The following is a 15,441-nucleotide window of genomic DNA, read 5'->3' as shown; positions in this document are numbered from 1 at the left end:
TCTATATTTTAAGCTTAGATAGTGATTAAACCGCTAAAGGTAAACGGTTGCTATAGTGATTTATTAGAAAAGTGCCCAACGTATCATTCTTTATATTTTTTCATTGCGCCTGATATATCCTCTCGGTATGTTACGTTGATGTTAGAACGATAATCACAGTTGTAGTCGAAAAGGAGTCATACATGGAAAAGACACTTAAGTTCACCAACAGTCATGAGTGGGTTTTAGATAATGGCGATGGAACCGTTACGATTGGAATCTCAGACCACGCCCAAGGATTACTTGGTGATGTTGTATTTGTGGACCTTCCAGAAGTCGGCGATACCATAGATGCAGGCGAAACATTTTCTCTTGTTGAATCCGTAAAAGCAGCATCAGATATTTATGCCCCTATTACTGGTGAAATCCTTGAAATTAATGAAGAACTCGGCGATAGCCCAGAGCTTGTAAATGATGAGCCCTATGAAGGCGGTTGGATTGCTAAAGTGAAACTTACTGACCCAAGTGAACTTGACGCACTGATTGATGGTGAATCTTACTTAGCAACGCTAGCAGAAGAAGCATAAATCAAATTCACGCCACTGTTCTAAATTGATTGAGCCAGTGGCGTATACCCAAGCAATCTCACATGGTTGGGTTTCGTGTTTCTTATCGATCTTTGATTATCTATCATAGGAAGAAAGTTTATGTCTCTGCTCACCACCTTCACTGATCATAATACCTTTGTAAATCGTCACAATGGCCCAACCTTAGAACAACAACAAACGATGTTAGCAGCCATTGGCGTTGATAATTTAGATCAGCTGATCGATCAAACGGTTCCAGCCAATATTCGACTTCCGCAACCGTTGCAGTTGCCTAAAGCGATAAATGAAGAAATGTTGCTGCAACAGTTAAAACATATCGCACAAAAGAATATTATTAACAAAAGCTATATCGGCCAAGGTTACTACAACACTTATACCCCAAGTGTTATTTTACGCAATATCCTCGAAAATCCAGGATGGTATACCGCTTATACCCCCTATCAGCCAGAAATATCTCAAGGTCGATTAGAATCCTTACTTAACTATCAGCAAATGGTCATGGATTTAACTGGGATGGATCTGGCCAATGCCTCTTTACTTGATGAATCCACAGCCGCTGCTGAAGCGATGATGTTGTGTAAGCGTGCGAGCAAAAATAAGAGCTCTGCGTTTTTTGTTTCCACTGAAGTGCATCCACAAACGCTTGATGTGATTCGAACCCGAGCTAAATTTGTCGGTATTGAAGTGATAACGGGTAACCTTGAACAACTTGATGACAGTGAGGTGTTCGGAGCGCTGCTGCAATACCCAGGTTCTAGTGGTGAGATCCACGATTTAACTGCCATTATAGCTAATGCTCATGCGAAGAAGACTTTAGTTGCTGTTGCCTCTGATCTATTAGCATTAACGCTATTAACGCCACCGGGAGAAATGGGGGCTGATGTAGTTGTTGGTAGTGCGCAACGTTTTGGTGTTCCAATGGGATTTGGAGGACCTCATGCGGGCTTTATGGCAACTCAAGATAAACACAAGCGCACTATGCCTGGGCGAGTTATCGGCGTATCAAAAGACAGTCAAGGTAACCAAGCGCTACGTATGGCAATGCAAACTCGTGAGCAGCATATCCGCCGTGAAAAAGCGACCTCTAACATTTGTACTGCCCAAGCTTTACTTGCCAATATGGCTGCTTTCTACGCGATGTATCACGGCCCTGAAGGTCTGAAAAATATTGCTCGTCGAGTTCATCACTTTACGGCAATTTTAGCCGCTGGAATTCGTGATGTTGGTTTTGAGCGTAAAAACTATTACTTCTTCGATACCCTAACCGTTCACACTCTTAATCATACTGAAGTTATCTATCAAAAAGCACAACAACAAGGGCTTAATCTGCGCTTAGTGGATTCAGAAACCCTTGCTATCAGTCTTGATGAGACCACAACTTTAAATGATGTTGAACAGTTATTGCAGCTTTTTGATGGCAATACTACTCAACTGTCTTTTTACAGTGAGCAAGTAGAACAAAACGAATTTTCTGCAATTCCTCCAAGTTGTTTACGTCATTCTACTTACCTGACTCATCCTGTGTTTAATTCTTATCATAGTGAAACTCAAATGATGCGTTATATGAAGCATCTTGAGAATAAAGACTATTCGCTCACACACGGAATGATCCCATTAGGCAGCTGTACGATGAAACTCAATGCAGCAACGGAGATGATCCCGATTACTTGGCCTGAGTTTGGTCAATTACACCCTTTTGCGCCACAAGAGCAAAGCCAAGGCTATCAAGAGTTGACTCAATCTTTAGCGGCCATGTTGTGTGAAATTACAGGTTATGATGCTTTTTCTTTACAACCAAACTCTGGCGCTCAAGGTGAATATGCAGGTCTTGTTGCAATTCAACGCTACCATGAAGCCAATAGTGATGGGCATCGTAATGTTTGTTTGATCCCAAGCTCAGCCCATGGCACAAACCCTGCCTCTGCTGCCATGGTTTCAATGAAAGTTGTGGTTGTTAAGTGTGACCATTTAGGCAACATAGATATTGTTGATCTTAAAGATAAAATTGAACAACACCGCGATAATCTGTCCTGCATTATGATCACCTACCCATCAACGCATGGTGTTTATGAAGAAGGTGTCCGTGAGGTATGTGAACTGGTTCACCAAGCTGGCGGTCAAGTTTATCTTGATGGCGCAAATATGAATGCACAGGTTGGCTTAACGTCACCAGGGTACATTGGCTCAGATGTCTCGCACCTAAACCTTCATAAAACCTTCTGTATTCCTCATGGTGGCGGTGGTCCAGGTATGGGGCCAATAGGTGTTAAATCTCATCTCGCTCCTTTTGTTCCTGGGCATATTATTACGGCATCGTCTCACAATGATCCTCAATATGCGGTCTCAGGCGCACCATTAGGTTCGGCATCAATATTACCTATTTCTTATGCTTACATTGCGATGATGGGTGAAGCAGGACTGACAGAAGCCACTAAACTTGCGATATTAAATGCAAATTATGTGAAGGCGAAACTCAGCCCTTATTACTCGATTTTATATCAAGGTAAACAAGGACATATTGCCCATGAGTGTATTATTGATATTCGTCCGATTAAAGAGTCATCTGGTATCAGCGAAGAAGATATTGCTAAACGTCTGATGGATTATGGTTTCCATGCTCCAACCATGTCTTTCCCTGTGGCTGGTACGTTGATGGTTGAGCCAACAGAATCTGAAGATCTAGCAGAGTTGGATCGTTTCTGTGATGCGATGATTGCTATCCGCCATGAAATAGAGCAAGTGGAAAACGGTACATGGCCTTTACAAGATAATCCATTGGTCAATGCCCCACATACTCAGTTTGATCTGATGGCAGAGCAATGGACTCATCCATACAGTCGTGAATTGGCTTGCTTCCCTGCCAAGCACAGCCGCTACAGTAAGTATTGGCCAACAGTAAATCGTGTTGATAATGTGTTTGGGGATAGAAATTTGATTTGTTCTTGCCCGGCTATGGAGAGTTACGAAGAGTGATTTTATTAGCAAAAATAGCTAGTTAAGTTGATTACTCTTTAATAATTTAAAAGCGAACTTTTGGGGTTCGCTTTTTTCTTGGATTGGAAATGATAAGTCGCTTGGTGATCACATATGAGTTAGCTGGATAACTTATATATGGACAATTCCGAGTTACAACGTCCACAGTACTCTAAAGCTTTGGATTACTTTAGATATCACAACTGCGATCAAGTTGCAGGACAAGCAGTGAAAAGTATTAATAAACCGATATAAAACACCCCCACTACTCAATGGAAGTGGAGGGTAAGTTATTATGAAAATGCAACTTGCTGATATAGCGGCATTATCTGTTCATAAACTTCATCATACAAGTTTGACTTCAATAAACTGTACTTGTCGGTCATTGTCAATGTTTGGAATTCATCAGTGTCTCGCTCAACGGAGACAGAGCCGATAATCAACTGATTTTTATCAGATAAACCATCAATGCACAAATCAAATAGCTTTTTAGTTGTGTTCTTGTCTGGGTCTTGTTGTTTTGGTGAATCAATTACAACTGGGAGCATAGGTATCGTTGATTTCTCTTCCATCGTTTTTAGAAGAGCGTAGTGATACGCTAGAATTGCTCTAGGTCCACGGCTTCCTGTTTCACTTTTTGTAATATTTCCGTACTGAAGAATCGTCCCCAATACAGGGTCTTGAATTCCTAATTCTGTTTGAGCATATTTCAAATACTCTTTGAACATATCATTAATTTCTTGAGTGCGCTTTTTATCAGTAAATTCAGATATATTCTCGGTAAGAGTGTTCTTAGTTGCATTGAGTTTACCCATTTTTTCATGCAGTTCTTTTATCTGCTCATCGAATGTAAACTCAACTTGTTTGCTAGCCTGAGATTTAATGATGTCTTGTAACGTCAATTCTTCTTTAACTTCCTGCAGCATTGCCTTTAGTTCAGAACTTAGTTTCTGAGCATTTCTAAGTTCCTCTTTGATATTGACAATCTTTTCATCATAAACTGATTTATTTTCATATAATTCAGGTATGATTTGCAGTAACTTTTCCCTATTTGCAAGAACGGTATATTTGGCATCTAGCCCTGCCGATGAAGAAAGTGAGTCAACATCATTATCTTCAAGCTGTCGCTTGCATTCCTCTATCTCAAATACAATCTCGTCCCGATGAGAAAGTAACTCTATCAGCTTTATTCTGTATTCAGTTTCTTCCTGGTGAAGGTTCTGGCATTTACTTAGAAAGCGTTCCAGTAACACTTCATAGTATTCAATATCTACATCAAACAATACTCTGCCGAATGAAGCTTCAAATCGTTTTTTTGCTGCTTCTAGTGCTTTTAGCGTTGCGAGTATCTCATCAAGATCAAGGTTAATTAAATTCATCTCACCTTGTAATTTGTAATATTCTTTCGGCTTAACTCCTGCATGAAAGTGAAGTATATTCTTCTGCCAATCGGTATACATAGCTAGATTACTAAATGAGTCTAAAACTTTTCCCCAACCGTTGTCTTGGTCAATATAGAAAGGCAAGTAGAGGCTAGCTGGTTGAGCTTGCGCTTGTATAGCTGTTTTCTTTACAACCAATTCTAAGTTGAAGTCAAAAATATCACGTACAATCTCAGCTATATCTGAACGCGAGTTAGACGTAACTATGTGCCTTTGTCCTTCTGTAAGATCAAAGATAGAAATACGCTTGTTATGGCGAATAAAGGCATAATCACGATTTTTAACATGAATGATTACTTTTGATATAAAGTTATCGCTTTTCCATTTCTTATCAAGGCGAATATCAGCTCCCAGAGTATGATATAAGCTCTTGATGAAGCTAGATTTACCTGTATCATTTTCACCGGATATAATATTCACACTTGGAGAGAACTCAAAATAGAACCCTTTCTTATCGCGAAGAGATAATATATGAACACTTTTGAAGTAGATGCTTTTCATTTCTCACCTCCCTCTAACAACTGTTGTATTATTGAATAGACAACGATACATTCTTTCTTCCCTGACTTTAGTGTCATTGTATAATCCGGACAGTTCGCATCAATATTGATAATTGTTTTAGTAATATACAATTTTAGGTCTTTATCTATTTCGATTTGATTATAAAGACTGATTGCATGCTCTAAATATACACTTGATGGTGTTTTTCTGTTCTTATTCAGATCGATACAGACTTGTGAAAACGATGCCTTTAGCTGTATAAGTTGCAGTGCGCTTTTGCTCAAATCCCTAAAAACAGGCTCTGCCATTTCCCAGTCAGGCTTCATGTTGTTAGTAGTATTAATTGATTCAATTACATCATTAAATGCTTTTGATGAAAAACCTTTTCGGGAGACCAAATCCATAAAGTTGGCAATATCTGCCGATTTGTATTTCGATTTTTGTCTACACTCAGACTCAAGTAAGGTTGCTAATGCGTTAGCATTCAATGTAGTGCTTTCACCATATTTTTTTCCGAGGAAATCACATAGTTTTCCTTTTAGATGTATCATATGATCATCTAGGCTGAGGGAAGACTGAACAAACTTTAAAGTGGATAAATCAATATGTTCATCCTCTAACCCAACTTGTTCTTTGATTGCTTGTTTGAACTTCTCTTGGTCTGCACTTCCTATGCTGTTTATATCAAAACAGGTCTTTCCTCCTGCTTTAGCATAGAAGTTGAACGAAGCATTAGTTACAAACAGTAACTTGGGTGCATAGGTTGAAAAATTTTTCTGATGTAAGAACAGTTTACCAATGATTGATATTGGTTTTTTCTCTGTGCTCTTTTGTAAATTATGAACAGTCCAATTTGACTCTCTGGTCTTAACTTGAGCAAAGGTCAAATTTTGAGGGTTATCTTCACAATCTAAAATGAGTACGTCATCATGATATTCAAAAATAAACACATAGTCTTTTCCATCTAGTTCGTATTCCAACATCTGTGACAGTGCCCAACAGGTTTGGTAATCAAAACCTCTTTGTGCAATTTCACCGCCTCTTTCAGACTGTGGAATACTGATCAAAGCTTCAGCTAAACCCATAAACTCCCTTACGCTTCACTACATCGACTATACGCAATCAAACAGGTATACAATTTGGGGCGTATAATAGCACTATATCTGTCACAAAAGTACACTTCAAAGTTATTAAGGCACTGTTTTTATAACTAATTTTGATATATTCGAGGTTTATCTTGCGTAGATGGATATAAAGCTGTCAGCTTGGGTGATATTTATATGGTGTTTCTCAATTTTTGGCTTGAGCTAACGGTAGTGGCTCACTGAATTTGGTCACGTAGTTAGATTATAAAAAATAAGTCAAATTAAGCTATGGTGATGTATGTGTTGAATCGGTCGAAACACATTTTGGGGCAAAAGCGAGTTAGCAGATAAGCTAACTCGTATCGGTGAAAAACCTAGTTCGCCCCCAAAGAACCTAAAATCCCCCCCTATCAACTAAATCTCGACTACACACAGCCCTTGATAGTGATAGAATCCTCCCATCAGAATTACCGAGAAAATCTATGTTTATCCATCATGTAAACGACATCGACTGGCTGGTGATTACAGCTTTTGAAGAACTGAAAACGTTATTTATTGAAGATGCTGGCTCGATCCCCTCTTGCTTCTCTATTGCCAGCGAATTGAGCCTGATTGATCAAGCTAAGCGAACTTATGGATATTTACCGACACTCAGTGGCGTAATCACCGATACAGGCACATTTCAAAGCCCAAATAACGCAAAAGACTTGACCCCACAGCTTGCCTGCCTAGTTGAGGGGCGTGGTCGAGTATTTATCTACCATGGTGGATTTGTCGCTTTTGTGGATGATGAGCAAACCTTTATTACCCAAATAGGCTAAAACATATCTGTGGCTTTACCCTATTAACGTTTGACGAACTATTAAGTAAATTGCAGAAACCGAATTAAGCAGTTAAAGCCTCTCATCGGCCACAAAGGACATGATTAAAGCGAGCCACTCATATAAGGTTCGCTTTTTATATTTCAACGAGTCAACTCACAGATAGTTATACATTTCCCTTCCCGTTTATCGATCAACGTCACAAACTTCAATCCTTATAGGTATAACATTTAACTATCGGTTATAGCCTAAGGAGCAAATCATGGTTATTAATCACTCGACGAAGTTACCAACACATCAACCTAATACCTTTTTTATGGCATTAAAGGGGGTTTGGAACTTTGCAGTGGCATATGTTGCGTTAAGTAGTTGTATTTATATTCTTTACGGCGCAGTCACTAAAGACTTGTGGGGGTTAGGGAATTATAACAACCTTATTATTGCGATAATCATCCCAGTATTGTGCCTAATTGAATTGAAATTTGGTGTGATCAGTTCTAGCGTAGCAAAAATCTTTACCAAAAAATGAGATACCCAAGAACGAAAGATAACTTAGGTATTCTCTCTTCACTGGTTTTCTGCTGAGTGGGCGATTTCAGCTTGAACTCGCTTGCTCAAACCTGCAAAAACTAAGCGATACGATTCTGTTAAATAGTATTTTAGATCATCGTCCAAAGTACCAGAGGTCTCAATCTGCTGAATCCACTTCATACCTCGGCTAGCAAAATAAGGCGCAGGTTGATAGCCATCCACATGACACAGAAAAGCAAAGTTTCGCTCTGAAGCTTTAAAGCTAAACCCAGGCGATCCGTTTTTTGTGGTGCTACCAATAGCAAAAACTTTTCCACCAACCTTCCAGACATGAGACTGATTCCACTGCACAACATAAGTCGTTGCCGTTAGCTCACGACAAAAACGATTAAACTCATCAAATGTCATAAATTCACCAACATCAAATAAATCAAAAGCAACAATTTACTAATATGAACTAAGTTAGATTCTTGTTGTTCGATTGTAACCAAGATAATCTAAGAAAATTGAGCCATTTCGCAAGGAATTTTACCATGGATTTTCGTTCCGATACCGTAACACAACCTACCCCTGCTATGCGTGAAGCAATGTTCTCAGCCCCTGTTGGTGATGATGTATATGGCGATGACCCAACAGTTAATGAATTAGAAGCATTTGCCGCTAATTTAGCAGGGTTTGAAGCAGCATTATTTACTACATCAGGAACCCAAGCGAACTTACTTGGCATTATGTCTCATTGCGACCGTGGAGATGAATACCTTTGTGGTCAACAGGCTCACAACTATCGATATGAAGCAGGCGGTGCTGCGGTTTTAGGTTCTATCCAACCCCAGCCTATTGAAAATAATCCAGACGGTACTTTACCTTTCGATAAACTCGCCGCAGCCATCAAACCTGATGATTTCCATTTTGCTCGAACTAAACTCCTCTCGTTAGAAAATACCATTAATGGCAAAGTGCTACCTTTAGCTTATTTGGCCCAGGCTAGAGAATTTACTCAGCAACACAACTTACAGTTACACCTTGATGGCGCTAGAGTATTGAATGCCGCTGTCGCTCTTGATGTTCCTGTAAAAGAAATTGCTCAATACTTTGATTCTATGACCATTTGCTTATCTAAGGGTCTGTCGGCACCTGTCGGATCACTTTTACTCGGCAGTAAAGAATTCATTGCAAAAGCTCGTCGTATAAGAAAAATGCTAGGCGGTGGCATGCGTCAGGCGGGTATTTTAGCTGCGGCGGGTAAACTGGCGTTAACAGAACAAGTTAAGCAACTTTCGGTCGATCATGATAACGCAAAATATCTGGCTCAAGAGCTATCACAGTTATCAGGTTTCCACGTCAAACCAGAGCTTGTTCAAACCAATATTGTCTTTGCTAAACTTGATGAAAATATTGATATTTCGCTTATCGCTAACCAGCTAAAAGAGAGTGGCATTTTAGTTTCACCTAGTAACCCTATTCGATTTGTGACTCACAAAGATATTAGCCGCGATAATATTACGACACTGATTACTCAACTAAAGTCTGTTCTATAATTTTACTTTGAACAACGAATAAAGGCCCTTAAGCTCATCGAACTTAGGGGCCTTATTGTCTACGTATTTCTATTACTCATTTTGATTGTCTATCTAACAAGCTTTCACAACCAAAATAATACCTTCAACATCAATAACAACTATTTGGGTGCCTGCGGGTAGATCTTCATTACAACGAACAGCCCAAGTTGTGTCACCCAAATTTACACGTCCACTACCACTAACGAGAGCTTCTTGTAGTATTGTAGTTTGACCAATAAGTTGTTCATTGCGTTGATTTAATGTGCGTAGCTTGTCGTCTTTTTTATCCTGCTTATGCTGATAACGCCACCACAGCCAAGTTGTAAATAACGAAATAACAGCAAAACTCACCCACTGTAGCGACCAAGAGATAGGTAACAGAAAGGTAAGAACGCTCACAACTATGGCTGAGATTCCAAGCCACAACAGATACCCTGCAGTCCCTAGTAGTTCCAACAATAATAAAACCAGTCCAAATACCAGCCAATGCCATGGATTCATTTGGCTAAGCAGGTCAATCATCATTATTTACCTTTATCTTTACTCGACAGAAGTTCTGCAATACCAGCAACAGATCCCATTAGCCCCGTAGTTTCAAGTGGCATCATAATCACTTTATTGTTTTCTGATTTACCTATGGTTTTCAGAGCTTCGGTATAACCTTGTGCAACAAAGTAATTCACGGCATTCACATCACCTTTAGCAATAGCTTCAGATACCATACTGGTTGCTTTTGCTTCCGCTTCTGCCGCTCTTTCACGAGCCTCTGCCTGAAGTATAGCAGCCTGCTTTTCACCCTCGGCTTTTAAGATCTCAGATTGCTTTTGACCTTCAGCTCGTAAAATCTGAGCTTGACGCACACCTTCAGCTTCTAAAATTTCTGCACGCTTATTACGTTCTGCTTTCATTTGAGCATTCATCGCCGCGGTCAGATCTGCTGGTGGCTGAACATCACGAATCTCAATACGAGTTACCTTAATACCCCATGGATTTGTCGCTTGATCGACAATCGTTAATAAACGTCCATTGATTGTATCGCGCTGAGACAACATTTCATCAAGTTCCATTGAACCTAACACGGTACGAATATTAGTTAAGGTAAGATTGCGAATAGCAGACTCAAGATCACTAACTTCATACGCGGCTTTTGCAGCATCAAACACTTGAATAAAACAAACCGCATCAATAGTGACATTCGCATTATCTCGGCTGATCACTTCTTGGGCTGGAATATCAAGAACTTGTTCCATCATATTGACCTTTCTGCCAATTTTATCAACAAAAGGAACAATAATATTAAGACCAGGTCTTAGTGTTTTTGTATAACGACCAAAACGCTCTACCGTCCACTGGTGTCCTTGAGTTACTGTTTTAACAGCCGAACCAATTAACACGATAACGACAACAACGAGTACCGCTATTGTTATTAATGAATCGTATGGCATTCCTTTTCTCCTTATTCATTACTAATTGGAATACAATACATCAGAAAAAGATTCATAAGCAGAAGTTTTTTTGCAATTATGTCTTTGATCTCAAAGTCAACAGAAAACTATGTTGTATTTATCTTAGCTTACAAATATAAGTCGATTAATTTATGGTTATGACAGATTTTTTCTTAACCTATATTTAGATCTCAGGAATAGTAAAGAAGTACGAATATTTCGTTGCTTTCATTAATTAAACTTGTATTCTAAATCTACTGAAGTATTAATGTGTGTCATATTCATGGAAAGAACCTTAGCATTAGAAAACGCCTTTACAGCCTTCAAGAGTTCAAATCGGACTGATTATCAAGTGAATGGTCAATTAACAAATAATATAGATGCCGCCATTCTTTATTTAAAACAACATCTTGAACAATATCCCAATGATCACTACGCCGCTTTAACCCTCGGAAATCTTTATACTTTTCAAGGAAGATACTTAGCAGCCTTTTCGATTTGGCAACCCCTTAGTAACTTACCTAAAGTTGCTCATAATGCAAAAATAATGAATATTGCGTGCTTTTATTTGGCAACATGGCATCACTATAAAGATGAATTATTTGAAAGTGAATATTACAGTCAACTGCTTCATAAATATGCTCCAAAGCGATCACAGCATTTTGATTTATTGATACATACCTTACACCACTGCCTGTCTCTTCCCATCCAATACAACCTACCAAATAGTAATTTAAATAATCACGCAATTATTGTTTTAGGCCACCAGCTAAATCCTGATGGGACCTTGTCCGACTTTGCAAAAGATAGACTAAAAATTGCAATTAAATTAAAAAAGAAAATAACCAATAGTCTGATCTTTCTTACCGGAGGGCGAGCGCAAAACGGTATGAGTGAAGCGCAAGCTATGAAGCAATGGTTACAAGAACGCGGTATTGATCATTCTGATATTGTGTTAGAAGAACAGTCTCGTAATACAATAGAAAATGCACAATATACCATACCTCTTCTTCATCAGTATGCTATCGAGTCAGCAACAATAATCAGTAACTCAATTCATGTTCATCGAGCTTTGCTTGCTTTTTCACTATCGAATAATAAGCAGGAAAATTCCGCTATCGAATGGCAACATGTTGCGGTAAAGGATGGCTTACTTGCCAATAACATGATTGACGAAGAGACTAAACGTAATTGCTATATAGATGCCCTACGCTGCTTAGACCTTCCAGCATTTTATTGTCCACCTGAAATGATTTCAGTCTAAAACCTATTTATAACAGCTCCTTTTGTTGGGGCTGTTATAAACTTGAGAAAAAAATTCGCATTATTTCAACCTACTGTCTAATTTTTATATGAAACCAGACTCAACAAGGATGAAATACAATGCGGTATACCCTCATCGCCCTATTAGGAATAATGACTGTATTTAACAGTTATGCTCAAGAATCGAAGCCTGCCAGCGAGGCCACAAAAGCGGCAAATCAACAAGTTCAAGACAGCCTTCCATTTTCAAATAAACAAGATTTTGAAGATGCCCAAAAAGGTTTTATCGCCAAAGAAGAGCCATTAACGATTAAAGATGCGAAAGGCAATGTCGTCTGGGATCTAGAAGAGTACAAAAAATACATTGGGTTAGATAAAGCGGCTCCAGATACTGTAAACCCAAGCCTGTGGCGTAATGCTCAACTTAATATGATTAATGGCCTATTTAAAGTCACTGATGGTATCTACCAAATCCGAGGCTATGATCTATCTAATATTACTTTTATTGAAGGTAAAACAGGTTGGATCGTATTTGACCCTCTAATTTCCCAAGAAACAGCAAAAGCGGCTCTCGATTTTATCAATAAAGAGCTCGGGGAAAGACCGGTTGTTGCGATCATTTACAGTCATAGTCACATTGATCATTTCGGTGGCGTCAAAGGATTAGTCACTGATAAAGATGTTGAAGACGGTAAAGTCGTTGTTATTGCATCAGATGGTTTTACTGAACATGCAGTTTCTGAAAATGTCATCGCTGGTAATGCCATGGGGCGCAGAGCAATATATATGTATGGCGCCTTGTTACCAAGAAATGCATCTGGTGGTGTTAATGGTGGTTTAGGGCAAACCACATCAACCGGAATGGCCACTCTCATTAAGCCAACAGATCTTATTAAAGAAACCGGTGAAGTAAGAACCATTGATGGCGTCAAAATGGTATTCCAATTTACACCAGGTACAGAAGCCCCAACTGAAATTAATACTTGGTTCCCTGAGAAAAAAGCATTATGGATGGCAGAGAATAGTACCAATACCATGCACAACATTTTAACGCTTCGAGGCGCACAAGTACGCGATGCTTTAAAATGGGCAACCTATCTAAACGAAACCATTGAATTATGGGGCAATGAAGTTGAAGTTAAGTTTCAAAGCCATCACTGGCCAATGTGGGGTGAGAAACGTATTGTTGACTATCTTAAAAAACAGCGTGATATCTACAAATATATCCATGACCAATCCGTTCGTTTGATGAATCAGGGGTATGTTGGCTCTGAGATATCAGAAATGATCACTCTTCCTTCTGAATTAGAAAATAACTGGAGTACTCGAGGTTATTACGGCACATTACGCCATAACAGTCGTGCTGTTTATCAACGCTATATGGGCTGGTATACAGGTAACCCGTCAGATCTTAATAATCTACCTCCAGTCGATGCTGCTAAAAAGTACGTTGAGTACATGGGTGGTGAACAAGCAGTAATCGATAAGGCGCAAAAAGATTTTGATAAAGGCAATTATCGCTGGGTAGCAGAGGTTCTTAAACAAGCTGTTTTCGCCTCACCTGATAATGCAAAAGCAAAAGCTCTACTGGCTGATACATACGAACAGTTAGGCTATCAAGCTGAGTCTGGTCCATGGCGCTCGGTATATCTACAAGGAGCTTATGAGTTACGTAATGGTGTTCCTACATCAGGTGGAACTCAAACAGCAACACCAGATATTATTAAAAATATGCCTCCTGAGATGTACTTTGATTACCTAGCAATAAGGCTAAACCCAGAAAAAGCGGCAGGTAAAAACTTTATTATTAACGTTGACTTTACTGACCTAAAAGAAGAGTACACGCTTTATGTAGAAAATTCGGTATTAAACTACAGCAACAAAATTAATAAAGAACCCAATGTCTCACTTTCATTAACCAAAGCAACGCTAGATAAAATCCAGTTAGGTGAAATAACTATTGAACAAGCCATTAAAAACGGCGACGTTAAACTAACTGGAGATAAAGCGGTACTAGAAGATTTTGTCGGTATGCTGGATACCTTCAATTTCTGGTTCAATGTAGTGACACCTTAATCGTCATATCACATATTTAACAACTCTAACTATCAAGCCCAATGTTCTCATTTGCATTGGGCTTTATTTTGTTAGAATCAAACAATCATTTGCTATGGATTGCCGATATGCCGTTATCAAAAAAGGTCGACCTCAATTTATTAAGGGTATTTATTTCTGCTTATCAGACTCAATCCGTCACCAAAACAGCAGAGCAACTCGACTTAACACAGTCAGCGGTGAGTAATGCCCTCAACCGATTAAAGGATAACTTGGGGAATGAGCTTTTTACTCGAACCGGGCGTGGAATTAAAGCGACTCGATTTGCTCAAGAACTATTTCAACAAATTGAACCTTCATACCTCACTTTGGAAACGGTCTTACAAGGCTTACATAAATTTGATCCTGTCGAGTCATATCGAACCTTTTATGTTTATTGCAATGAAGCCATTTTCCATTCGTTGAGACAACGGCTAGATACCGCTATTCATGACACAAATATCAGTGTTGTGTTACAAGAACTGCCACCTAATGAAGAACTCATTTATGAAGATTTAAGGCTCGAGAAAGTAGACTTGGTCATTGATATTGCAGCGCCAAACAGTTCACAATTTCAGTCACAAGTTGTTCAACAAGATCATCTATGTTGTGTTGTTAGCCAACAGCATCCAAGGCTCACCAAAGACCAAGTAACTAAAGAACAATATTTACTTGAACGTCATGCAATTATGAACATGCGCCGCTTTAACCTACTTTTTATTGATTGGCTAGTTAGTGATGTATTACCACCGCGGAAAATCTACAGTGAGCACAACTCATTACTCAGTATGTTATCAGCCCTTACTTACAGTGACGCTGTAGCCGTTGTACCAGAATCAATTGCGGTACAATACAAAGATATATTTAAACTTCGTATGATCTCATTTCCTTTCGAAACTAAATCATTTGATTCTCATCTGATATGGCTCAAAAAGATGGAGACAAACCCTGCCAATATATGGCTAAGACAACTTATTACAGACATTTTTAGATAAAAACGAGATAAAAAAACGGTACTGTTATTACCCAGTACCGTTGTGACCACAAGGACAGTAAAATCAAATAGCAGCTTTGGATCTGATTTTGTCTTTTATGTTCTAAATAAACTCAAACACTGTGTCTTTATATTTGAAACTTAAC

Annotated in this window: 13 protein-coding genes; 8 read left to right on the top strand and 5 right to left on the bottom strand. The window is 39.0% G+C overall.

What is annotated here, in order from left to right; all coding sequences use genetic code 11:
* Positions 1–182: 182 nt before the first annotated feature.
* Both gcvH and gcvP read left to right on the top strand, forming a co-directional pair.
* On the top strand, positions 183–566 hold the full coding sequence (gene gcvH / locus WAX86_RS15715) for a glycine cleavage system protein GcvH (RefSeq protein ID WP_036765525.1): 384 nt from the start codon (positions 183–185) through the stop codon (positions 564–566).
* Between the two features lie 120 nt (positions 567–686).
* Positions 687–3,560: an aminomethyl-transferring glycine dehydrogenase gene (gene gcvP / locus WAX86_RS15710; protein ID WP_341489643.1), complete on the top strand. Its 2,874-nt coding sequence runs from the start codon at positions 687–689 to the stop codon at positions 3,558–3,560.
* Between the two features lie 293 nt (positions 3,561–3,853).
* Here gcvP and WAX86_RS15705 read toward each other — a convergent pair whose 3' ends face one another.
* Both WAX86_RS15705 and WAX86_RS15700 read right to left on the bottom strand, forming a co-directional pair.
* Positions 3,854–5,503: an AAA family ATPase gene (locus tag WAX86_RS15705; RefSeq protein WP_341489642.1), complete on the bottom strand. Its 1,650-nt coding sequence runs from the start codon at positions 5,501–5,503 to the stop codon at positions 3,854–3,856.
* Positions 5,500–6,588 (bottom strand): DUF4297 domain-containing protein, encoded by a 1,089-nt coding sequence (locus WAX86_RS15700; protein ID WP_341489641.1) that lies wholly within the window; start codon positions 6,586–6,588, stop codon positions 5,500–5,502. The genes WAX86_RS15705 and WAX86_RS15700 overlap by 4 nt, the downstream gene beginning before the upstream one ends.
* 482 nt (positions 6,589–7,070) lie before the next feature.
* Between WAX86_RS15700 and WAX86_RS15695 the strand changes: the two genes are divergently transcribed.
* Positions 7,071–7,409 carry a cytosolic protein gene (locus WAX86_RS15695; RefSeq protein WP_341489640.1) on the top strand — a complete coding sequence of 113 codons (339 nt, stop codon included), beginning with the start codon at positions 7,071–7,073 and terminating at the stop codon, positions 7,407–7,409.
* 262 nt (positions 7,410–7,671) lie between these two features.
* Positions 7,672–7,938: a hypothetical protein gene (locus WAX86_RS15690; protein WP_036765517.1), complete on the top strand. Its 267-nt coding sequence runs from the start codon at positions 7,672–7,674 to the stop codon at positions 7,936–7,938.
* 38 nt (positions 7,939–7,976) lie between these two features.
* Here the strand turns inward: WAX86_RS15690 and WAX86_RS15685 are convergent, their stop codons facing one another.
* Entirely contained in the window at positions 7,977–8,348 is a 372-nt protein-coding gene (locus tag WAX86_RS15685) for an MmcQ/YjbR family DNA-binding protein (RefSeq protein WP_138243026.1), read from the bottom strand.
* A 125-nt stretch (positions 8,349–8,473) separates the two neighbouring features.
* Here WAX86_RS15685 and ltaE point away from each other — a divergent pair, with 125 nt between their 5' ends.
* Entirely contained in the window at positions 8,474–9,478 is a 1,005-nt protein-coding gene (gene ltaE, locus WAX86_RS15680) for a low-specificity L-threonine aldolase (protein WP_341489639.1), read from the top strand.
* Positions 9,479–9,571: 93 nt separating this feature from the next.
* On the opposite strand, the gene WAX86_RS15675 is transcribed toward ltaE, so the two are convergent.
* Positions 9,572–10,021, bottom strand: a complete 450-nt coding sequence (locus WAX86_RS15675) for an NfeD family protein (protein WP_115425978.1) — start codon at positions 10,019–10,021, stop codon at positions 9,572–9,574.
* 2 nt (positions 10,022–10,023) lie between these two features.
* Positions 10,024–10,944 carry an SPFH domain-containing protein gene (locus WAX86_RS15670; RefSeq protein WP_065171410.1) on the bottom strand — a complete coding sequence of 307 codons (921 nt, stop codon included), beginning with the start codon at positions 10,942–10,944 and terminating at the stop codon, positions 10,024–10,026.
* Positions 10,945–11,227: 283 nt separating this feature from the next.
* Between WAX86_RS15670 and WAX86_RS15665 the strand changes: the two genes are divergently transcribed.
* From WAX86_RS15665 to WAX86_RS15655, 3 genes are all read left to right on the top strand, one after another.
* Positions 11,228–12,208 carry an ElyC/SanA/YdcF family protein gene (locus WAX86_RS15665; protein ID WP_168443811.1) on the top strand — a complete coding sequence of 327 codons (981 nt, stop codon included), beginning with the start codon at positions 11,228–11,230 and terminating at the stop codon, positions 12,206–12,208.
* A gap of 119 nt (positions 12,209–12,327) precedes the next feature.
* Positions 12,328–14,283 carry an alkyl/aryl-sulfatase gene (locus WAX86_RS15660; RefSeq protein WP_272469336.1) on the top strand — a complete coding sequence of 652 codons (1,956 nt, stop codon included), beginning with the start codon at positions 12,328–12,330 and terminating at the stop codon, positions 14,281–14,283.
* A 107-nt stretch (positions 14,284–14,390) separates the two neighbouring features.
* Positions 14,391–15,296 (top strand): LysR family transcriptional regulator, encoded by a 906-nt coding sequence (locus WAX86_RS15655; RefSeq protein WP_081282965.1) that lies wholly within the window; start codon positions 14,391–14,393, stop codon positions 15,294–15,296.
* The last annotated feature ends 145 nt before the right edge of the window (positions 15,297–15,441 follow it).

This window comes from Photobacterium damselae subsp. damselae (assembly GCF_038086725.1).
In the GTDB taxonomy this organism is placed as follows: domain Bacteria; phylum Pseudomonadota; class Gammaproteobacteria; order Enterobacterales; family Vibrionaceae; genus Photobacterium; species Photobacterium damselae.
This window is presented reverse-complemented; position numbering and strand designations above follow the sequence as displayed.